This window comes from Prevotella sp. P5-64, assembly GCF_002251285.1.
Lineage (GTDB): Bacteria > Bacteroidota > Bacteroidia > Bacteroidales > Bacteroidaceae > Prevotella.
This window is the reverse complement of the sequence record NZ_NPJK01000044.1, coordinates 24,119-45,165: the sequence shown is the minus strand read 5'-3', so window position 1 is coordinate 45,165 and position 21,047 is coordinate 24,119. Positions and strand designations below refer to the sequence as shown.

The following is a 21,047-nucleotide window of genomic DNA, read 5'->3' as shown; positions in this document are numbered from 1 at the left end:
GACTATGATAGCAACAGCAAGACCCATAGCGCATGGTCAGGCCATGACCAACTATGCCACGAAAGACTTCCGTTCCGACATCGTGAAAGTGAACCTCCTGACAGAGGATCTGCCCCCGATTGGCATGTGGGACGAGATGGTGCTCCACATGAACCGCTTCAGGCAGAAGTTCGCACGGAAGCCCATTGACAAGACGTCCATACGCATCGAGGTTTCCCCATCCATGAACGAGAGTAACGGATGGACGCTCGAAGACTGGCGACACTTCACTGAGGAGTTCTTGGATGAACTTGACCAGGTGACCAAGACACCAGATGACAAGCACAAGAATCTTGTCCCGACGAACATTAAGAACTCGCAGTACTTCGCTGCCCTTCATTATGATGCCAAATCTGGGATTCCCCACCTGCATCTGGTGGTGAACCGCATCGACAAGAACGGCAACATCAATGACTGCCACTTCATCGGCGAGCGGGCTGTGGCTGCTGCCCATGCCATCAATCTGCGCCACGGCTGGAAAGACCCGATGGAGATTCGGGAAGAACACCTCCAACAGATAACCAGCGACTGCATGGATGTACTCAAATACCTGCCACGTTTCGACTGGACTGATTACGAAGCCCTGCTTAACAAGCGAGGCTACAAGGTCAAATTGCAGCGTGACAAGGAGAACATTGTCAGAGGCTATTCCGTCAAGAAGGGCAATTCCTCTTATAAGTCATCGGAACTTGGCACAGGACGAAACTTGATGCCGACGAAGATAGAAGACACGTGGAGAAAACTGCATCCTGTTCAGAAACCGATGGCTGTACAAGCACCAAAACCATTGGACAGCAAGACTCCAATCACGGATAAATCGTCAACGGCATATGTATTATCCTCGCAAGCCAAACCATCTGCCACATTCAACGACTACCAACAGGTATTCCTCATCGATGGCAAGCAGGTACATCTGAGCATCCCCGAAAGAATTTACAAGGAGCTTGACAGTAATGTCGAGGTTCCCTGCAACAGCAATGCCATGCATGGGGACATTCTGAAAGTCGCCATGCTGTTGTTCCTGAACTACGTCAATGCTGCTACAGCCATGTCTGAGTCTTATGGTGGCGGTGGAGATGCTGGCACAGGCTGGGGAAAAGACAAGGACGAGGATGAACTGGAAAGGGCCAGACGCTGTGCCAAGATGGCCAACTGGCTCTGCAAGCCGATTGTCAGAAGATGGAAACGAGGTAAGTAATTAAACAGATTATCAACACAAGTAATACAAAAAAAATATGTCACAAAAAGACAAATACAATAACCTCGTGCAGTCCATCAAGGATGACGAGGAAAAAGAGAAAGAGCAGAACCGCTTTGATGCCACCTTGGAGCAGATCAAGGAGGCACTTGCCCTATTGCAGAAATTGCTTGAAGCAATTAAAGAAGCGAAGGAAAGTAGTGTAACGACACAGAATGGCCTCAAAGCAGCAACCCAAAGCGCAGATAACGCCATTACGGGCATTTGCCACGCCATTGTCCAAGCACAGCAGACACCTGTCAAAACGAGGCTTGATGATGAGAGTTTGAAGCAGCTCCATGACAGTCATGTCCAATGGTTGGGACAGGAGAAACAGACACTTGACGACCATCACAGGCAGCAGAAAGAAAGTTGGCAGAAGCAGAGCCAACGACTCACAGACATCGTGAAGAACAACGAGGGCGTATGGATTTCCACAAAACTGTTCTACATTGTTGGCTCTCTTTCCCTATTGTCAATCATAACGCTTGCCATAGAGATAGCTTTCTATGTGTACTTCAAGTGGATAGCATGATAACTAATTAACGCACATGATGACATCAATAAAGGTAAAGTTCAGACCATCGACGGTGGATGGCAAGGAGGGAGGACTCTATTTCCAGATTATCCACAATCGGATAGTCCGTCAGTTGAATACTGATTATAAGGCCTTTGCAGAGGAATGGGATGCAGAGTCGGAAAGCGTTGTCGTAAATGGTAACCGCTCCAACCTGCTGTTGGGTATTCAAGAACGTCTGGCATGGGATGTGGCCCGTCTGGAAAAAGTTGTCCGCTCGTTGGAAACGGAACGTCGTCGCTTCACAGCAGACGATGTGATCACCATGTTCCATAAACTGACCAAGGAGTCCTCCCTCTTTACCTTTATGCATGGTGTCATAGCACAGTTGAAGCAACTGGGTAGAGTCCGAACTTCAGAGACCTATACCACCACTCTCAATAGCTTTATGGCATTCCGCGAAGAGCAGGACGTGCCTATTGATGGCATTAGTTCTGACCTGATGCTCATGTATGAAGCCTACCTGAAAGCCAGAGGTGTTCGTATGAACACCATTTCGTTTTATATGCGTAACCTTCGGGCTGTCTATAATAGAGCCGTAGAGAAAGGACTGACTCCACAGAACAATCCCTTCCGGCATGTCTATACTGGAGTAGATAAGACCGTGAAGCGAGCAATGCCCATTAAGGACATCAAAGCCCTGAAGGAGTTGGATTTATCCATGAAACCATCTTTGGACTTCGCCCGTGATATGTTCATGTTCAGCTTTTACACCAGAGGAATGTCCTTTGTGGATATGGCATACCTCAGAAAGACAGACCTTCAAAACGGAATTCTGACCTATCGCAGACGAAAGACAGGTCAGGAGCTGACCATCAAGTGGGAGAAGTGTATGGCTGAAATCATAGCTAAATACCCTGAAAATCAAACAGACTTTCTTCTCCCTATCATCAAAGAGCAAGGCAATGAGCGAAGGCAATATGACAAGGCACTGCATCTTGTCAACTATCGCCTAAAGGAACTTTCGACAATGCTGAAACACCAAAGACCACTCACCATGTATGTGGCTCGTCATTCATGGGCAAGTGCAGCCAAGGCAAAGAATGTGCCGTTGTCAGTTATCAGCGAAGGAATGGGACACGATTCTGAAGCAACAACACAAATATACCTCGCTTCTTTGGAAACGTCAGTAGTTGATAAAGCAAACAAGATGATATTAGGACTTTTATAAACAGAGATTTGTTTAGCAAATTTCTCAATCTCTTTCCAAGAGACGTAGAGAAACAAAAAGTCCCCTTATATCACCGTTTCAGGAGCTATTTCTACCTGTTTTTGCTAAACAAAGTGAAAAATTGATATGCCAAAAGTTGCTTTTCTTATTTAATAAGGTGGATTTTGCAAGAAAAAAAGTACCTTTGTACCCAAATATCCGTCTCTTGGAAAGAGACGAATGGATATTGCTCAACAAAGACCACCAAAATGCCCTGAAATGGGCGAACGATAAACAAGGGACTCTCTTGTGGTGTAAAAAAGGGCTTGGTCGCCTGTTGAGACATCACTTGGGAGCCCTTCTTTTATGTAGCAGATGTCTGGCAAAGAGAAGATAAAACAGTTCATTTCGCAAGTGAGCAGAAATAAAATCATTTTCTGCCATGAGCCGATAAGCAACCTACATTTCGTGGATGTGGGCAAAGAATTGTCTTTCGTTATCAAAGAACAAGAAGAGCCTTCCGGCTATTCAAGTGCCTGTAAGCGTATCTTTGAGCAGACATACAACGATGAGGTAATAGGATCATACCTCGCCTTATCAAACTGGATAATTCTTTTTGAGCCAGACCTGAAACTTGATTTGCGAAGTATCGTTGAATCTTTTTCTATCAACAAGTGTCTGATTTTGCTATCTAATGGCTCAATCAAGGAAAACCGTTATCTGTTGATGGATGACCCCCGCTTTGCACTTAATCTCCAAGGACTATCATTTATTGAAATATAATAGCTGAGCATATGAAATATAAAGAGCTAATATCATTTGAACCAATCAACGAGGTGGTGAAGTTCGATCAACTGTCGAATGAAGACTATCGCCATTCCCTTGTTCGCAACTTTGTTTTCTCAGAGACATACGAGAAGACATTTATACCCGCGATTTGCAAGAACCTCGACTATACTGCCAGTTACGAGACGTTTGGTATGCAAATTGTCGGTAACTATGGTACAGGTAAGTCACACTTGATGTCACTTGTGTCACTGGTAGCTGAGGATGCGACCTTACTTCCAGAGGTGAATAACGAAAGTGCCCGTAAGGTTCTTGGCAATATTGCTGGCAAGTACAAAGTTATTCGCTTTGAGTTAGGAACCGACGAAGAACTGTGGCGCGTTGTATGCTATCAGATAGACAAAGCTCTTGCAGCATGGGGCGTAGATTACAGTATTTCCAATGATAACAAGCCCGACATGTATGCCGACAAACTGCGTCGCATGATGGCACAGTTTGAAGCCAAATTCCCAGACAAAGGGCTGATGCTTGTCATTGACGAAATGTTATCATACTTGAAATCACGTGCCAATGGCGTTAGCTTGAATCGTGACCTTAGTGTGTTGCAAGCTCTTGGCCAAACCAGTGATAAATCACGCTTCCGCATGATGTTCGGTGTGCAGGAGCTGATATATAACTCACCAGAGTTTCAGTATGCTGCCGATATGCTCAACAAGGTAAATGACCGCTATAAGGATATAACCATAACCAAACAAGACGTGCAGTTTGTCGTTCAGCAGCGACTGTTGAAAAAGACCGATGCCCAACGTGATATTATTCGTCGTCATCTTTCCAAGTTTACGGAGTTCTTCACCGACATGCACGCCAAACTGGAAGATTATGTTTCGCTATTCCCTGTCAATCCATCGTTCTTTGAGAACTTCCAACAGATACGCATCAGCAAATCACAGCGTGAGGTACTGAAGACCTTGACTGGTAAGTTCCAGGCCATCTTCGATAAAGACATTCCCGAAACAGAACCCGGTCTAATCTGCTATGACCAGTATTGGGAAGACCTTCAGGCTCCCGAAATGCAGACCGATGCAGATGTGCGCCGTGTGACTGCCATCATGCAGACCGTCCATCAGAAGATTACGGAAAACTTTACTGGTGCAAGAGCTAATAAAGCTGTTTTAGCTCACCGCATTGCCAATGCCTGTGCTGTGAAGATTCTCCAAGACACGTTGGAGCATACCAATGGCGTGACAGCTGAAAATCTGATTGACGGTCTTTGCTATCTCAACCCCACCATTCTCGACCGTGAAATGTTGGGCGAGGTTATCAACACCACCGCATCACAAATCGTATCGGCTACCGTAGGACAGTATTTTGAAAAGAATGCTCAGAATCAAGAGTATCACCTACGCATCGAAGGTGGTGTGAACTATGAGCAGAAAATCAAAGACTATGTTCTGACAATGGCACCTGATGCCCTTGACAGCTATTTCTTCAGCTATTTGGTGGAGAACCTGCCTATTGAGGTTGAGAAATATCGAAGGGAGTTCCCAATCTATCCTCATTCCGTAGAGTGGAAGAGTCATAAGATTTCACTCGATGGCTACATCTTCATGGGCAACCCAGATGAACGTAGCACGACTCAGCCAGAGCAATACTTCTACATCTACTTCATGCCTATCTTCATTAAAGAGAAAATACAGGTAGGTACCGAGCCGGACAGCGTCTATATTCGCATGGACAAAGTAAGTGACGAAATGCGTCAACTTATTTCACTCTATGCAGCATCTGAGGCTCTTATCAAGAGTGTGGACACATCGCAGAAGCGGTTTTATGAGCAGTATAGAAAAACATACGAGGACAAGTTGCGCCCTGTGTTCCAGCGTGATTTCATCCAATGTACTGAGGTATACTATCAAGGAGAGCTGCAAACCGTTAATCTGACAGGGGCTGCAGGTATGGCAAAGGAACAGATTATTAGCGAAATTGCCTCCAACATACTCGAAGAGTACTTCTGCCAGCGTCTGCCCAACTATCCAAAGTTCTCACTCCTTCGACTGCCTATCACATCAAACAACCGCGCCACCATGATAGCAGGAGCCAAGAAGAGGATAGCAAATCCTTCACAAGCCAACCGCGATAGTGAAGCCATTCTTGCTGCACTCGGACTATTTGCAGACGGAACATTGAGTATTGAGGCCTCGCAGTATGCCCTGAGTGTCAAGCAGAAGCTGGAAAACAAAGGTGAAGGACAGGTACTCAATCGGGATGAAATCCTCTACCAATATTACGAGCAGACATGGCGCACCAAGGACTTCGAGATTGAGGCAGACCTTGAATTCCTTGTGCTTTGCACGATGGTGAGCCTTGGCGAGATAGAAATAAGTCTGCCTGGGAATAAGTCCATCAATGCAGCCAACATTGCAGACATTACATCATTGCCAGAGGATATGGCTTACAACTTCTCACATGTACGCCGTCCGAAAGGAATGAATCTTCCACTTGTACGCGAGATATTCATTAAGATAGAAGGCCATGACCTGACGCGCCAGCTTGACAAGGAAGACACTTTCACCAAACTCCTTGTGGCAGCACAGAAGAAAGCTGGACATGCCGTTACATTGGCACAGAAGGTACGTGGTGGTATCTTCCTTGAAAACGAGGAAGTGCTTTCTCCCTTCGATGGTAGCAGCCATGCCAACCGCTTGCAGGCTTTGGCTTCATTCTGTGACAAGTTGCAGAACTATGGCACAAAGGCTAAGATGAGTAATCTGCCATGGACTTTGGAACAACTTGGCCATGTCTTTGACGCAATTCCACTGATGAATCAGCTCGACAATATGCTCCAAGTGGTAGATGAATTGCGAACTCGAATCTCTTACCTTGTACAGGCAAAGCAATATATGACAGACCAACAGATGGAGACAGATGTCAATGCGGCACTTGAACGTGTAAAGGAGGTTCCGTCAATGGTCAATGACGATGAAGCACTTTCGGCTTATAAGGGTCTGCTTGACACTCTAATGGACAAATATGCTGACTGGTATTTGGCAGAATACAATCGCTTACACATTACGGGAATGCAGGAGCAGGAAAAGCTCCGTATCATGCGTAGCACCGAGAAACAGGTGAGTGATGCTATTTGTGGCAATGACCGTGGCGGTTATATCACCATTGTTCCCCAGTATCAAGATTGGAACCGTCGCATGAGCCAATTGCAGGTGGCCAGTCCTTCCGTAACTCGCGAAGCTATTCTCAACGTACCATATCATGGATTCAATCCCAAGCAATTCCAAGGTAGAACGCTGCCTCAGCTTGCTGACATGCGTGATGAACTGGAACAGATTTATGAAAATATCATCAAGTCGCTCCATGAAATGGCTGAAGACCCGCAGTTAGCAGGTAATGCCACTTCGGTGCTTGACCAAAGCGAGCAACGACTGTTCAAGCAGTTCCACGACAACCGCGAAGAAAAGCCTTCTGCTGAGGATGCTGCCCGTCTGATGGTCATCATCGACAAGTTGCACCGTGACATCCAGAAGGTGGATATTACGATGGATGACATTCGCCGTGCGCTCAACCATCCAATGACACCACAGGAAGCGAAGAAAGCCTTTGGCAAGTATATCGACTTGATGACCAATGGCTATGAAAACGAAAATGTAAGAGTAATCTTGAAGTAACGTATTATGAGCAAGAAAGACCAAAATATACCGCAGCCAGTCCTCTTCGATGCAGAGGAAATGGGACGTATCACACCCGGTGACATCTGGGAAGAAAAAAACAAACCAGTCACCTGTTTAGGCGTAGTGTTTCCAAATGACGATGCCCGCCGTGAATACTTCCGTGAAGAATTGCGGAAAAAACTGCCCGAGCTACGGCAGATAGAGGGTTTCCCCATCGGAAAGGATGAGGACATCATCCGTCTTAGCGACCCTCCATATTACACGGCTTGTCCCAACCCTTGGCTCAATGATTTCATTGCACAGTGGGAGAAGGAAAAAGCGGAACTCGAAGCCGAAGGAAAACGCAAAGCAGATTTTGAGGTAAAGGAGCCTTATGCCAGCGATGTGAGTGAGGGAAAGAATAATCCCATTTATATGGCACATGCATATCATACTAAATGTCCACATCCTGCTATTATGCGGTACATTCTTCATTATACTCAACCAGGAGATATTGTTTTCGATGGGTTTGCTGGTACAGGAATGACTGGAGTTGCTGCCAACCTTTGCGGCTCCAAGTTAGAGGTTGATGCGCTCAAACAAAAAGGAGCTAAAGTTGGAGTGAGACACAGCATTTGTTCTGATTTATCACCAATAGCAACTTTGATTGCTGCAAGTTATACTCTTCCATTCGATGCGAAAGAATTTGAATATAAAGCTAATGCGATACTGAATCAAGTTGAAGCAGAATTAGGCTGGATGTATGAAACGGAAATTAATGGAATAAAAACAAAAGTGAATTACACAATTTGGAGTGATGTTTTCATATGTCCATCTTGTGGAAAAGAAATTGTGCTTTGGAAAGAGTCTGTAGACCTTAATAATAACAACATAAAGGAAAAGTTTCCTTGTCCCCATTGTGGTTATGAATGTAGCAAAAAGAATATGGAGAAATCTTGGGAAACAAGTTATGACCCAATAATTCATGAGCCTACAAAAACTATTAAGAAGATTCCCGTAGCAAATAACGTAAGCACTCCGATTCGTGGTGACTTTAAATTATCAACCAAAGATTTTGACTTGTTAAAACAAGTTGAAGATGTACGAAATGACAACTATATTGGACCGATACCAGACGGAGATGAATCTCATAGGAATTATTCCATTGGTTTTTATCATGTTCATCAACTATTTACAAGAAGAAACCATTTATATTTGTCAAGAGTTAAAGAACTTACAAACGGAGATGCTTTTTTGAATGCATGGTTCACTTCTGTCATTCAAAATGCTTCAAAAATGTATAAATTCAGGCTTGACCGTAAAGGTGGGATTGTAAGCGGTACATTATTCACGCCTTCCCTTGATATTGAACAAAATCCTTATCGTCTATTAAAAGGGAAAATAAGAGACTTTATATCTACAAATTATAGCACACGAGGCAACACGGTCGTTTCACTTCTCTCTGCAACAAATCTTGAAACAATAGTAGAAGACAGCATTGACTATATATTTATTGACCCTCCATTTGGTGCAAACATAATGTACTCAGAACTTAACTCCATGTGGGAAGGGTGGTTAAAGGTTTCCACAAATAATCAGACAGAAGCAATTGTCAATGAATTCCAACACAAGACTCTATTTGAATATCAGCAGTTAATGAATCGTTCATTAAGAGAATTCTATAGAATATTAAAACCGGGCAAATGGCTTACAATGGAGTTTAGTAATACATCGGCATCTGTATGGAACTCAATACAAAATGCTTTGCAAGGTGTAGGTTTTGTTGTTGCAAATGTTGCCGCACTCGATAAGAAACAAGGCTCTTTCAAGGCGGTTACGACAACCACTGCTGTAAAGCAAGACCTTGTTATCACGTGCTACAAGCCTTCTAAAGAATTAGTGAACATTGTAACACAAAAAGGTTCTGAAGAAAGTACAGTATGGGATTTCATACAGGAACATTTGGAGCATTTGACCATCCATATAGAAAAAGGAAACAAGACAACTACTGTCATTGAACGTAGTCCAAAGATTCTTTATGACCGTCTCATAAGTTACTATGTTCAGCATGGTTTACCCGTTCCTATAGATGCTCTTAAATTTCAAAAAGGATTGAGTGATAATTTCATTGAGCGAGATGGTATGTTCTTTACGGCGACACAAGCTGCAGAATATGAGGAGAAACGAAAAAATACGGACGGGTTTGCACCAATGGGCATCATTGTAAGTGATGAAGCTAATGGAATTGAGTGGTTGAAGAATCTATTGCGTGATGAGCCAAAAACCTATCAGCAAATACAGCCAGAATGGATGCAAGCCATCAATGGAGTACGTAAAGGTGATATCTTGCCAGAGTTGAAGGAAGTTCTAGAAGACAATTTCATTGAAATGCCAGATGGTCGTTGGCGACTGCAAAATGTGCAAGACGATGCAGACAAAGAAACTATGCGCACAAAGAAATTGTTGAAAATATTCAGAATTTACGCAGAACAGGCACAGAAGCCAAAGGCTAAAATTAAGGATGCTCGTGTGGAAGCCCTTAGAGCTGGTTTCAAACAGTGTTATGTCGATAAGGATTTCCAGACCATCGTGACAGTAGGCAACAAGATTCCACAGAACTTGCTGACCGAAGACGAGGTACTGCTACAATTCTATGACATCGCTCAAAGCAAACTATAATTAAAATGCAAAGACTGATACGAAAGATAGCGGAACGCATCGCAGCGGATTATACCCGTCTGTCGATAGTGAGTAACCCAGACGGGTTGCTCACCAATCCTGTCGTACAGTCTCATCTCCTTTCGGAATGCGGATTGAATGTCGTAGTTGGCTCACAACTTCAGTTGCGCATCCACTATGAGCTAATCTACAAGGCTTCAGAGAATGACCGTTTCGTTTATGTTTGTCCGAATACTGACACTCTGTTGCCAGACATGGTGCAGGAAGCGAGAATAACTGATTTCGGTATTGGGCAGTTATTCCCTCTGTTTGCAGACAAGAACCTATTGCAGCAACTCAGATTTGAAGAAATGGTCATGCTCAGCCATAAGATGGGTACACGTCGCATCAACATGGCAGAAGGTAAGCGAATGGTGGAGGACATTCGTAACGAAGAGAATGAAAAGCGAAAATATTCTGCTGACCATTATCGCCAGAAGCTACAGCTGCTCAGGCTCGACTGGGGGATGATGGGCAAAACAGTAACAGCGATTTGCGATATTATCGCAGACGCAGCCCTGACCGGGGTATACGATCAGCTAACTGAGGAATGGACTCGTATCAACGAATCTTTTCAGAACTGGTTGGATAATAGCTATTTCGCCCTGCAAAACAGCAATCCGCTATTGCGACCTGCTTGTGTAAATAATGTACTGCCACATTTAGCAGATAAGTATGGTAGTAGCGACAAAGTTGCTTTAGTTGTTGTTGACGGACTTTCCTTCTGGCAGTGGCGTATTCTTGCAAGGTATTTGCAGAAGAACCACTTTGTCGCCAATGAGGATTTTACCACAGCGTGGCTACCCACCATCACCATGCTCTCACGTCAGGCCATCTTCCGTGGCGACCGTCCACAGATGGACTACAAGCAATCACCAGAGGCGGAACGTCGATTATGGCACGACTTCTGGCATCAAGTTGGTATGTCATCCTATGAACTGCAATATCTCTACGACAACGAAGAGTTTGCAATCAATGAAGGTGTCAATCGCCTGGCATACGTCACAGTAGAAATGGATCACAAAATGCACGCTTCACGCGACATGCGTGACCTCGCTGTGCTGACAGATGTATGGGCACCTCGTTTCTGCACACAGCTAAAGGTTCTGAAAGACATGGGGTTTACCATCTATCTCACATCTGACCACGGTAGTACATTTGCTATAGGTCAACGTCCGCTAACGCCAGTAGAAAAGGTGTTTCTCTATAAAGATGGCAGTCGTGGTAAACGCCACCTTATATATAATATTGACCATGTCGATGAACAGCGCAAGCTCTATGACAGCGCATCAGGAAACATGAAGTTGCTATTACGCGATAATTGGTTAGCAGTACGAGATTTCGGAGCTTTTGAGCGTTCTGGTGTTTCACTTATCACACATGGCGGCAGCAGCTTCACCGAAGTTGTGGTGCCTTTCGTACAACTATAAAAAAGAAATATGGAGAATATCACTATAGGTATCAATCAGCGTATTCCGATTCATATCCTGGAACTTGCCTTATGTGCAGCACTTCAGGATGAAGCCTCACCTGAATATTTCAGTGAACTGGCAGCTACTGAATACAAAGGAGAAAACCGAATCAAAAAATCGGTGTCGGTAATAAACAAACTCACTGTTCGCAATCCTATCTTTGGCTATCTTCATGAACATGTCGATACTGTATTGGCTGCAATGAAGAATAAACATGACAGACCGCTGCTGTTTGGAGCCGTTATATGTGCAGCTTACCCCTTTGGTTTCGATACTCTAAGTATCATGGGTAAGTATTTCCATGTGCAACAACAAGTGAACACAACTTTGATAACACAACGGATAGCAAGCAAGTACGGTTCAAACCGATCTTTGCCTAATGCCCTCTATTGTGTATTACCCATGTTCATTGAGGCAGGTCTGCTGAACCGACCTGTGGCTGGCATCTATGAAGCCATCCGGCAGGAACGATATAGCGACTTTGCTCTTACCCTTTATCGCAAAGCATTTGTCATCAACAATCCGACTTATACGATGGATGATGACATTGGCAGTAACCCGTTCTTTGAATTCATAACCTGCAATTATTAACAAAAAAATATACGACTATGCACTTTGACAATCTTGACGCTTATCTTGCTTTTGAAGCTCAGTTAAGGAGTTTCGGACAAGAACCTAACGCAGAAATGCTGGCAGAAAAGGCCAGACTGGAAGCGGTTCAAAACGTGAACGAAGACGAATATGTCTTCGGTACGATGGCAGCACACAACAAGTTCATGACACCAGAAAAGGAGAAGGTTGTGCGCGAAATGACCGACCAACTGATGATGGAAGGTGAGAATGCAACCCAACCATGCCTGTTGCTTGGAAAAGTGCAGTGTGGTAAGACAGACACGTTCCTTAGCATCATGGGACTGTGCTTTGACCGTGGCATTGATGTTGCAGTGGTAATGACAAAGGGAACCAATACGTTGACCAAACAGACCATTGAACGTCTAAACAAGGATTTTCGCTTCTTCAAGGATGATGGCACATATGGTCAAAAAGTTGTCATTTACATCTATGACATTCTTGACCTCTATAAACGAGGTGGGCTTAGTGATTACCAGCTCAATGATCCTGCCAACAAGTTCATCATTGTCTGTAAGAAAGAGAATACTAACCTGAAAGACCTCATTGAATTATTTGAGAATAGTGAGGTACTCCGCAGGAAGAAGGTCTTGATATGTGATGACGAGGCAGATTTTGCCAGTCGCGCATATTATCAGCGTAAGGGAGAACTGTCGCTTTTACGCATTGCTGAGCATATAGAAAAGTTTGTTGCTCTGCCAGCTTTCTGCCGCTACATGCAGATTACCGCCACACCATACTCATTGTATCTGCAACCCGATGGTACAGTACAGTTGCGTGATGGCCAAGAGGCATCCCCATGGTTGCCTCGTTATACTGGGCTGGTTCCCATACACGATAAGTACATTGGCGGAAAACAATACTATGTAGATAGCCAAGAAGGTGAAATTGACGATGAGGGAATTTTCCATCCAGCTAACATGTACGGTTGCTTGTACCAGCCGGTCGACCAAATATGTATCGACATTTTGTCTGCTCGAAACGAGTTCTATTTGGAATCCCGCGCTCATTCGGAAAATCTCGACTCTCTGAATTTTGCAGTAGTAAGTTACTTGTTTGCTGCAGCTGTTCGTAGCATTCAGAAAAAGAAAAAAAGCAACAAGAAGTATTATTCCAGTTGCTTGATTCACTGCGAAATCAACAAGCACAAGCATGCTTGGCAAGAAGAATTGATAACAGAAATCATTGAAGATATCAAGCAAGCGTTTCTGCATAAGGCGAACTCAGACCTCCACATCCTTGATCTTGAATCAGATGCATACGAGAGTTTGAAACTCAGCAATGAATTGGGTAATAGGCAAGGTCTTATCCATGAGAAGTTCCCTACATTTGCTGAAGTGGAAGCAGAGGTGAAGCGCATTCTGGAATATAACGATTATACTATCAACGTGGTAAACTCTGAAGAGCCCGGTAAGGTCGCTACCATGCTAAATGAGAAAGGACAACTCCGTTTGGAACAGGCACTGAATTTCTTCATTGGCGGTTCTATTCTTGACCGAGGAATCACTATAGACAATATGCTTTGTTTCTTCTATGGACGTGACCCGAAGAAATTCCAGATGGATACTGTGCTTCAGCACGCTCGTATGTATGGCGCCCGTGATAAGGAAGACATGGCTTGCACCCGTTTCTTCACGACTCCAGACATCTATGATGTGCTGAAGACGATGAATGTGTTTGATGATTATCTCTACCAGTATTTGAAGGCCCACCGTGATACTGTTCAGACGGATGATTTCACAAGTATGGTCATTGGATATGATAAACGTATCAGCCCAAGTGCTCAGAACAAATACACTCCAGCAAACACCAAGGTATTGAAACCATATCAGCGCACGTATCCAGTAGGTTTCCAAACTATCGAGCCAACAGAGAACAATAAGTTGACGAAGAAGATAGAGGAAGTTCTTCAACATGCCGTAGAAGGAAAGAAGGCAAATGAGGATGGATTCTATCTTGTTCATTATAACGATATCGTGGAAATTCTTTCGCTTATTCGCGAATCATATACCTATGCCACAGAATATAACAATGTGGGATTGGAATGGGACATCAACGACATGGTGACACCGCTCGAACATCTTACCTATGACACAGACGGTATGGTTCTTGTCGCCGTTAGAGGTGATCGTAATTTGAGCCGTGAACGTGAGAACATCTTTGACAAACGAGGTCGTTTCATTGACGCTCCTGAGGCTGGTGGTGAAATTAAAATAGACAAAAAGAATGCAATCGACCGTCCTGTACTTGTTTTGCTCAAACAAAACGGTTCAAAGGATTTAGGATGGCGCGGAACTGCATTCTACTGGCCCGTGCTCACCACACCTCAGAATATGAATGCTGGTATATTTACTGTCAATGGTAACAAGAAATTCCGTAAGGCAAAGAAGCAAATTTCCTTAGAGACATTAGGTAATTATCCAAAGGATGAGGTTTTGTCTTTGACTATTAAGAAAGAATTCTTTTTTGACATCATTCTTGATTACAGGAAAGAAGACTGGCGCGAAATAAAAGCGACAAATGCCAATTTATTCTTAGAGAAAGACTTGATGGGAAAACTTATTCTGGTTGAAGGAACAGACCCTGACAAATACTACGACTTAACAACAGTCAATGATAATATCTTTCCGTTTGAGGTGAAAGACTATAAGTATTTGCATTTGCGCACGTCCATGGATTTGAGCGGAAGTCAAGCCATTATTAAGTTAAAGGAAGATGATCCATACGAAATGGTTTGCCGTCCGTTTGAACAGCAGGACGTGGTGTATACAGAATTCAATGAAGGTCAGGATGTAACAGACCAATCTGCTGGCATCTGGAATATCGTATATCATCTTGATGAGGTTCTAGAGAAGAAACTAACTTCTGAAGATACGGAGCTGTTACAAAACTACGTAGATTATTTGACCAGTATAGAACAGGAATCAGGAAATGAGAGCAACGCTTGAATATATCAAACAGAAGTTCGACGAATACAACAATCTGATGTTTGAAGGGAAGTTAAAACCACTTCCCTTCAAACTCAGTAATGCCAAGTCATTTCTCGGTGCTGTATTCTTCCTGCGTGAGAAAAATCCAGATGACACTTGGTATTACTATGGCTTTGTGTTCAAGATAAGTACGGTAATGGATTTACCAGAAGATGTAGTGGAAGACACTATCATTCACGAGATGATACACTACTACATCATGAGTAACCAGATGCAGGACACAGCACCACACGGTAAGCTCTTTATAGAAAAGATGCAGGAAATAAACCGAAAGTTTAACCGTAATCTATCTGTCACCCACCATACCACTAAAGAGGAGCAGGATAGTGACAAGAGGGTTCAGCAGCACATCATCTGTGTATCACGTCTGAAAACTGGTAAACGTGGCGTTACTGTTGCTACGAAGTCCAGACTATTTGAATTATGGGATGCAATGCCAAACTTTCCCAAAATGGCGGAACTGAGATGGGTGGTTTCTACCGACCCTTATTTCAATCGCTTCCCTAAAGCTACTAAGCCTGGTGTTTATTTTGTTCCTTCGGAAGAACTGGAACCACACTTGAAAGATGCAAAGGAGCTAATCAAACAAGGTAATTCTATACGGATTAAAAAATAGTATGACCATCAACGAAAGAATAAACAAAAAACTAAAGCCCTGAGTGCTTACCGTCGAAGATTTGACAGAAGAAGAACTGGCAGAAGCAAAAGAGTGTTTGAAGCCAGGAACCATTGATGGCTTTTTCTCCAGTGAAGTTTTGATTAAAAAATCGCTCTTGAAGAGCATTGAGCACAAAAAAGGAAACACTTAAAATAGAATAAAAATAGCAGGCCGTATCAGAGACCTGCTATGTCCAAGAAGAGTAATGCTTAATGCCTGGTGTCCTTGGGTGGACATGGGTCATTTCCATAGCTGTTGGGATTTTGAATCTTACCATCTGTACCATGAGGAATAAGTTCTAGTCCTTCCCTCTTTGCCAGATCGCGCCCCCACTCCATTGCTTCTTTCTTCGTATCAAAGTGCTTTGAAGCCCTGTCTGCGTTCGGTCTTTTCGCATCCCAACCTCCTCTGTTTGGATTAGAAACGATATGTATTTCTTTCCTCATAATAGTTGGGGTTAGATTAAAACATTGCGGTGGTCTTCCGATTCCGCTACGGAGCACTTTAGGCGTTGCATACCGTGCGTTGGTTACTGTCCACTGGGTACTCTGACCAGTTCGGTGTCAACCCAGAAGTTGTCGCTTCGCTGATTGCATCCGGTGCAAAGAGGTGTGATATAGAGCTCGTTGCCTCCAAACACCTTCTGAACGTGAGCGCCAACAAGGGTGCCTGTGGAATGGCAATCGGTAGCGCCACAACGGGTAGCCTTTTTACCCGTTTTCTTCTCCCAATACTCCAACCAAGATGACTCACCTGTAGAGGGCTTTGACCATCTGGAAGTACCACTTGCGTTTTTGACGTATGTCATAGAGCAGGTATGGTTTTAGACGCTGTTGTCTGAACAGTACAGCAGAGCTTTACTCTAGTGGGTGGTTCCGGTGCTCAGGAACGAGTCCACCATTTTGAAAAGGAACAAATTCCGTGCCAATTCTTAAAATTTGAGCCAAAACCTCAAATTTAAAAATATTTTTTAGTTTCGGGTAGCGTCTAACCCGTTGATATTTCGCTAAGTTCACCAAAATGCGTCAACTTGTCGGTCGGGAGCGTTTCTGACAAACTGACTTTTTGTTCCTGTCAATTTGTCAGACATTTGAAGAAAAATCGATTTTTCCTCGTGTATATTTAAAAAAATGATTAATTTTGCAGCCTAAATTTGAGCAAAAATCACAAAATCGAGTTATGATAACGAGCTTTACCGCGGAGAATTACCGTTCGATAGACGAAGAGATCAAACTGTCATTTGAAGCTGATACGGGCATCAAAGACATGAACAACAAAGGCTTCACCATTGTTGCAAACACTCGTGTGCTTAACGCCAAGGCTTTTTATGGAGCCAACTCCAGCGGTAAGTCGAACGTATTCAAGGCTATTGGAAGAATGCGTGGTATCATTATCCATTCGGTGAGGCTGAACGATAACGAAACGCTACCGTATGATGCCTTTCTGCTTTCGGACAAAGAGGCGAGGCCAACGAGATTTGAAATGTCGTTTGTAGACGGCACCGACAAGTTTACCTACGGATTCAGCTATACCGCACAACGGATAGAAGAGGAATGGCTAATAGCGAAATTTCCCAAGCGATCGCTGAAAACGCTGATGAGACGGACTCCCGATATGATAGAGATAGATGAGCAGAACTATCCGGAAGGGCTGGCCATAAAAGAAGGAGCCATCCCCCTGAACAACAATAGACTTTTCATCTCGCTTGCGGCACAGCTGGGTGGGGAAATATCGAAAAGGGTGATAGAGTGGTTCAGAACCAAACCCAATGTGATTTCCGGTTTGCGCGACAGCGACTTCTCACGCTATACAAAGGAGATGCTGCATACCAGGACAGACTACAAGGACGAGATTCTGGACTTTATCAGCGGTATGGATGTGGGCTTCCGCGAAGTGACTACCGAACAAGAGCTCATTGATGAAAAAATGTTGCCCAAAGGACTGCCAGCGGAAATAGTGGCCTCGTTGAAAGAACACCCGCCCATTGTTGCCTATGCAAAGCACAGTAAAATAAATGTAGATGGTGAAGTAGTGGGGATGGTGGACTTTGACATAGATGAAAGAGAGTCGGACGGCACGAGGAAACTGTTTAATCTTGCCGGGCCTATTGTTGACACCTTACGGCAAGGGAAATCGCTGTTTGTGGATGAACTGGATGCACAATTGCACCCGCTGCTGTCGCGACGTATTGTAAAACTGTTTAACTGTGCTGAAACGAACCCTCACGGAGCCCAACTGATTTTTACGACTCACGACACCAATATGCTGTCGAAGAAACTGCTGAGACGAGATCAGGTGGTTTTTGTAGAAAAGACGGCAAAAACGAACTATTCTACGAAACTCACACCGATGATGAGTATAACGTTGGACAATGGGGCAAAGCCTAGGACAGATAGCAACTACGAGAAGAACTATTTGGAAGGCAAGTATGGGGCAATTCCATACTTTGAGGATGAGTTTAAAGGTTGTAACGAATAGAGAAAGGAGGCGAAAACCATGCAGCCAGTGTATATAGACTTACATATCCACACCTATCCCGATGCGAACAACCGTTCGACGGACTATGATGTTGCGACACTGGTGAGGAAAATCAAGGAGTATAATAGCAACGAACCATTCCTGATAAGCTTCACCGACCACAACACCATCAACAAGGAAGCATACCTAGCTGCTAAGACAGTCGGGGTGAGCCTGCTGTTGGGTGCAGAACTGCACATCAAGAACCACGATGACGTAGAGGCGTTCCACTGCCACATCTATTTCAACATGGATGTGACAGGAGAGGCCATTGATGCGCTGAACAAACTGCTGGACGAGTTGTATCCTGTAAAAATGCCATGCAGAAGCGACAACTCCATTCCTGATATTCAGAAGGTTATCAACAAGTTTGATCCATACGAGTTTATGCTGCTTCCCCATGCTGGGCAGAAGCACGGACTGTTTAACTATTCGTTGCATAAGGGTGAGAAAGTGGACGATGCCATTAGCAGAAGCATCTACTACAATCAGTTCGACGGGTTTACAGCACGTGAGAACAAGGGATTGGAAAAGACGCATGAATATTTTGAGAAGCTGGGCATTTCGGAGTTTGTGAACCTGCTGACCTGTTCGGACAACTATGACCCTAGCAAATATCCCGAACCCAAGGCTAACGAGGCCTCTCCATTTATGCCTACATGGATGATGGCAGAACCCACATATGATGGTGTGAGACTATCGCTGTCGGAACGTTCAAGGCTGTTTTACCAGAAGGAGAAGCCGCAGATAGCCTGTGAGCATATAGGACGCGTGAAGCTACTGAACGATGATATAGATATTGACGTGACACTGAGTGAAGGACTGAACGTGGTGATAGGCGGCAGCTCGTCAGGCAAAACGTTGTTCGTGGACTCAGTTAACCGCTATTTTACAGAGGAACTGAAGTCATCTGTCTATCAGGATAAGTTCCATGTGGACAGGATAGAGGTAAAGAACCCGTCTGAGATTCACCCTTATTACATTTCACAGAACTTCATTGCTGAGGTAGTAAACAAGAATGAGGAGCGCTCGATAGATGATATACCCATTCTGAAAAAGGCATTTCCAAGTGACGACAATGTCAAGCGCCAGAATGCCAAGGCACTGGCAGACCTGAAGGCCATAGTAGGGGAAATGATGATTTGTGTGGAGCACTTAGAGCAGACGGAACGCCTACTGAAAGATATTCCCCATCCGGGCAAGTTAATAACAAAAGGCAAACTACGAAAGAATATCTTCCTGCCTTTGCTGCCCAAGCCAGGAGAAGACAGTAAGTGCAATTATGACGCTGTTGATTACAAGTCGGATGTGAAGATATTGCGGGAGTTGGAACAACGAGTAAACGAGAACCCGTTTACGGGAAACATCAGTCAAGAGATTGAGACCATTCTGAAGGAGCTGAAGAAAGCAAGAGAAGGATATGCCTTGTATGAGAAGGTGGAAACCTTGATTACGGAGTACAAGGATATTGAGGATGATAAACTGCAGGAGCGACAGGGTGTCAACCAGACAAATGTACAAAATAGACAGAATCTGCTCAAGTACTTGAGAAGCTATGTATCATATAGGCGTAAGTTCAATGAGGAGAAGGAGAAATTGATGAACATCAACAGGTCGTTTACCACGAAAGAGGTGAAGGCCATGGGGCATACACTTTCCATAACTAACACATTCAAGTTTAATGAGGCGGCCTTCTTGGAAGTTCTTAATAATGCACTACACTGCCACTTCAATTGTATGGAAGACGTGAGACCGGAAAATATGTACAGTTCATTATTCAAACAAAGAGCACCGAAAATAACCACCTATACTCAGTTGGGTGACTATATCTGCGAATGGTTCAAGAAGATGGACAACAATACCTACAAGATCGTGTCTAAGCACGGGATAGACTTCTATGATATGAGCCCGGGATGGAAGTCTGCGATTCTGTTGGATCTGATTCTGGGTTATGATGGCAGTAATGCCCCCATTATCATTGACCAGCCAGAGGACAACCTGGCTGTGAAGTACATCAACGAGGACTTGGTGAAGACCATTAAGAACATGAAGTTCAAGAAGCAGGTCGTTCTGGTTTCACACAACGCTACTATACCCATGATGGCAGATGCGCAGACCATTGTGCTGTGTAAGAACAACGGCAAGAAGATAACTATTCGCTCTGCTTCACTGGAAGGCGAAATAGGCGGAAAGAAAGTGTTGGACCTAATAGCAGACCAGACCGATGGAGGCAAGGCCTCAATCAAGAAGAGAGTAAAGAAGTATAACCTGAAAAAGTTCAATTAGTGATATGAAACTGATATTCAAGAAGAATGAGGCTGACGATGTGGAAGTAACCATGTTCAAGGGAACTGCAGAGAAACCTTTTTCATACATAGAGATGATAAAGGCCCTCTTGACAGGCGAAGTGCTTGACTGCGACTTCGACGAGAGTATCTCAAAGGAAGAGCAGGCACAGATAAATGATGTGTTGAAAGAGATTGAGACCACGGCAATAGAAACCTCAGAGGAAGATACGGGTACCGAACCTGACAAAACGTAAGGCGATGGGGAATTGCCATTTTGAAAAACATATAAAGATGACTATATCGAAGGAGTGCAAAATTTAGCGATT

General features: G+C 44.0%; 16 protein-coding genes. 14 read left to right on the top strand and 2 right to left on the bottom strand.

Annotated elements, in window-relative coordinates:
- The first annotated feature begins 4 nt into the window (after window positions 1-4).
- The 11 genes from CIK87_RS08715 to CIK87_RS14735 all read left to right on the top strand — a co-directional run bounded on the left by CIK87_RS08715 (window position 5) and on the right by CIK87_RS14735 (window position 16,067).
- Window positions 5-1,237 (top strand): relaxase/mobilization nuclease domain-containing protein, encoded by a 1,233-nt coding sequence (locus tag CIK87_RS08715; RefSeq protein WP_094386850.1) that lies wholly within the window; start codon window positions 5-7, stop codon window positions 1,235-1,237.
- 37 nt (window positions 1,238-1,274) lie between these two features.
- Window positions 1,275-1,811: a hypothetical protein gene (locus CIK87_RS08710; protein ID WP_094386849.1), complete on the top strand. Its 537-nt coding sequence runs from the start codon at window positions 1,275-1,277 to the stop codon at window positions 1,809-1,811.
- A 19-nt stretch (window positions 1,812-1,830) separates the two neighbouring features.
- A complete protein-coding gene (locus CIK87_RS08705) occupies window positions 1,831-3,024 on the top strand; it encodes a site-specific integrase (protein ID WP_094386859.1) in 1,194 nt (397 codons plus the stop codon).
- A gap of 354 nt (window positions 3,025-3,378) precedes the next feature.
- The gene (locus CIK87_RS08695; protein WP_094386847.1) at window positions 3,379-3,786 is read left to right on the top strand and encodes a hypothetical protein; all 408 of its coding nucleotides are present in this window, start codon (window positions 3,379-3,381) and stop codon (window positions 3,784-3,786) included.
- 11 nt (window positions 3,787-3,797) lie between these two features.
- Complete coding sequence (locus tag CIK87_RS08690) at window positions 3,798-7,466, top strand: DUF6079 family protein (protein WP_094386846.1); 3,669 nt, start codon at window positions 3,798-3,800, stop codon at window positions 7,464-7,466.
- A 6-nt stretch (window positions 7,467-7,472) separates the two neighbouring features.
- Window positions 7,473-10,127: a DNA methyltransferase gene (locus CIK87_RS08685; RefSeq protein ID WP_094386845.1), complete on the top strand. Its 2,655-nt coding sequence runs from the start codon at window positions 7,473-7,475 to the stop codon at window positions 10,125-10,127.
- 5 nt (window positions 10,128-10,132) lie between these two features.
- Window positions 10,133-11,596: a PglZ domain-containing protein gene (locus CIK87_RS08680; protein WP_094386844.1), complete on the top strand. Its 1,464-nt coding sequence runs from the start codon at window positions 10,133-10,135 to the stop codon at window positions 11,594-11,596.
- A gap of 9 nt (window positions 11,597-11,605) precedes the next feature.
- Window positions 11,606-12,229, top strand: a complete 624-nt coding sequence (locus tag CIK87_RS08675) for a hypothetical protein (protein WP_094386843.1) — start codon at window positions 11,606-11,608, stop codon at window positions 12,227-12,229.
- A 17-nt stretch (window positions 12,230-12,246) separates the two neighbouring features.
- Complete coding sequence (locus CIK87_RS08670; RefSeq protein WP_094386842.1) at window positions 12,247-15,216, top strand: Z1 domain-containing protein; 2,970 nt, start codon at window positions 12,247-12,249, stop codon at window positions 15,214-15,216.
- Window positions 15,200-15,874: a SprT-like domain-containing protein gene (locus CIK87_RS08665; protein ID WP_094386841.1), complete on the top strand. Its 675-nt coding sequence runs from the start codon at window positions 15,200-15,202 to the stop codon at window positions 15,872-15,874. Before CIK87_RS08670 ends, CIK87_RS08665 begins: the two co-directional genes overlap by 17 nt.
- A gap of 61 nt (window positions 15,875-15,935) precedes the next feature.
- Window positions 15,936-16,067 carry a hypothetical protein gene (locus CIK87_RS14735; RefSeq protein ID WP_256388299.1) on the top strand — a complete coding sequence of 44 codons (132 nt, stop codon included), beginning with the start codon at window positions 15,936-15,938 and terminating at the stop codon, window positions 16,065-16,067.
- Between the two features lie 58 nt (window positions 16,068-16,125).
- On the opposite strand, the gene CIK87_RS08660 is transcribed toward CIK87_RS14735, so the two are convergent.
- Together CIK87_RS08660 and CIK87_RS14040 are read right to left on the bottom strand one after the other, a co-directional pair.
- On the bottom strand, window positions 16,126-16,362 hold the full coding sequence (locus CIK87_RS08660; RefSeq protein ID WP_216822755.1) for a DUF2188 domain-containing protein: 237 nt from the start codon (window positions 16,360-16,362) through the stop codon (window positions 16,126-16,128).
- A gap of 83 nt (window positions 16,363-16,445) precedes the next feature.
- On the bottom strand, window positions 16,446-16,724 hold the full coding sequence (locus tag CIK87_RS14040; protein WP_144008157.1) for a hypothetical protein: 279 nt from the start codon (window positions 16,722-16,724) through the stop codon (window positions 16,446-16,448).
- A gap of 332 nt (window positions 16,725-17,056) precedes the next feature.
- Between CIK87_RS14040 and CIK87_RS08655 the strand changes: the two genes are divergently transcribed.
- Genes CIK87_RS08655 through CIK87_RS08645 form a run of 3 tightly spaced genes read left to right on the top strand, consistent with a single transcriptional unit; the run spans window position 17,057 to window position 20,975 of the window.
- Entirely contained in the window at window positions 17,057-18,394 is a 1,338-nt protein-coding gene (locus CIK87_RS08655) for an ATP/GTP-binding protein (RefSeq protein WP_144008156.1), read from the top strand.
- A gap of 18 nt (window positions 18,395-18,412) precedes the next feature.
- A complete protein-coding gene (locus CIK87_RS08650; RefSeq protein WP_094386839.1) occupies window positions 18,413-20,719 on the top strand; it encodes a hypothetical protein in 2,307 nt (768 codons plus the stop codon).
- A gap of 4 nt (window positions 20,720-20,723) precedes the next feature.
- A complete protein-coding gene (locus CIK87_RS08645) occupies window positions 20,724-20,975 on the top strand; it encodes a hypothetical protein (protein ID WP_094386838.1) in 252 nt (83 codons plus the stop codon).
- The last annotated feature ends 72 nt before the right edge of the window (window positions 20,976-21,047 follow it).

Coding starts and splice junctions, on each gene's coding strand:
- CIK87_RS08715 (WP_094386850.1), top strand. CDS start 5: ATGATAGCAACAGCAAGACCCATAGCGCATGGTCAGGCCATGACCAAC.
- CIK87_RS08710 (WP_094386849.1), top strand. CDS start 1,275: ATGTCACAAAAAGACAAATACAATAACCTCGTGCAGTCCATCAAGGAT.
- CIK87_RS08705 (WP_094386859.1), top strand. CDS start 1,831: ATGACATCAATAAAGGTAAAGTTCAGACCATCGACGGTGGATGGCAAG.
- CIK87_RS08695 (WP_094386847.1), top strand. CDS start 3,379: ATGTCTGGCAAAGAGAAGATAAAACAGTTCATTTCGCAAGTGAGCAGA.
- CIK87_RS08690 (WP_094386846.1), top strand. CDS start 3,798: ATGAAATATAAAGAGCTAATATCATTTGAACCAATCAACGAGGTGGTG.
- CIK87_RS08685 (WP_094386845.1), top strand. CDS start 7,473: ATGAGCAAGAAAGACCAAAATATACCGCAGCCAGTCCTCTTCGATGCA.
- CIK87_RS08680 (WP_094386844.1), top strand. CDS start 10,133: ATGCAAAGACTGATACGAAAGATAGCGGAACGCATCGCAGCGGATTAT.
- CIK87_RS08675 (WP_094386843.1), top strand. CDS start 11,606: ATGGAGAATATCACTATAGGTATCAATCAGCGTATTCCGATTCATATC.
- CIK87_RS08670 (WP_094386842.1), top strand. CDS start 12,247: ATGCACTTTGACAATCTTGACGCTTATCTTGCTTTTGAAGCTCAGTTA.
- CIK87_RS08665 (WP_094386841.1), top strand. CDS start 15,200: ATGAGAGCAACGCTTGAATATATCAAACAGAAGTTCGACGAATACAAC.
- CIK87_RS08660 (WP_216822755.1), bottom strand. CDS start 16,362: ATGAGGAAAGAAATACATATCGTTTCTAATCCAAACAGAGGAGGTTGG.
- CIK87_RS14040 (WP_144008157.1), bottom strand. CDS start 16,724: ATGACATACGTCAAAAACGCAAGTGGTACTTCCAGATGGTCAAAGCCC.
- CIK87_RS08650 (WP_094386839.1), top strand. CDS start 18,413: ATGCAGCCAGTGTATATAGACTTACATATCCACACCTATCCCGATGCG.
- CIK87_RS08645 (WP_094386838.1), top strand. CDS start 20,724: ATGAAACTGATATTCAAGAAGAATGAGGCTGACGATGTGGAAGTAACC.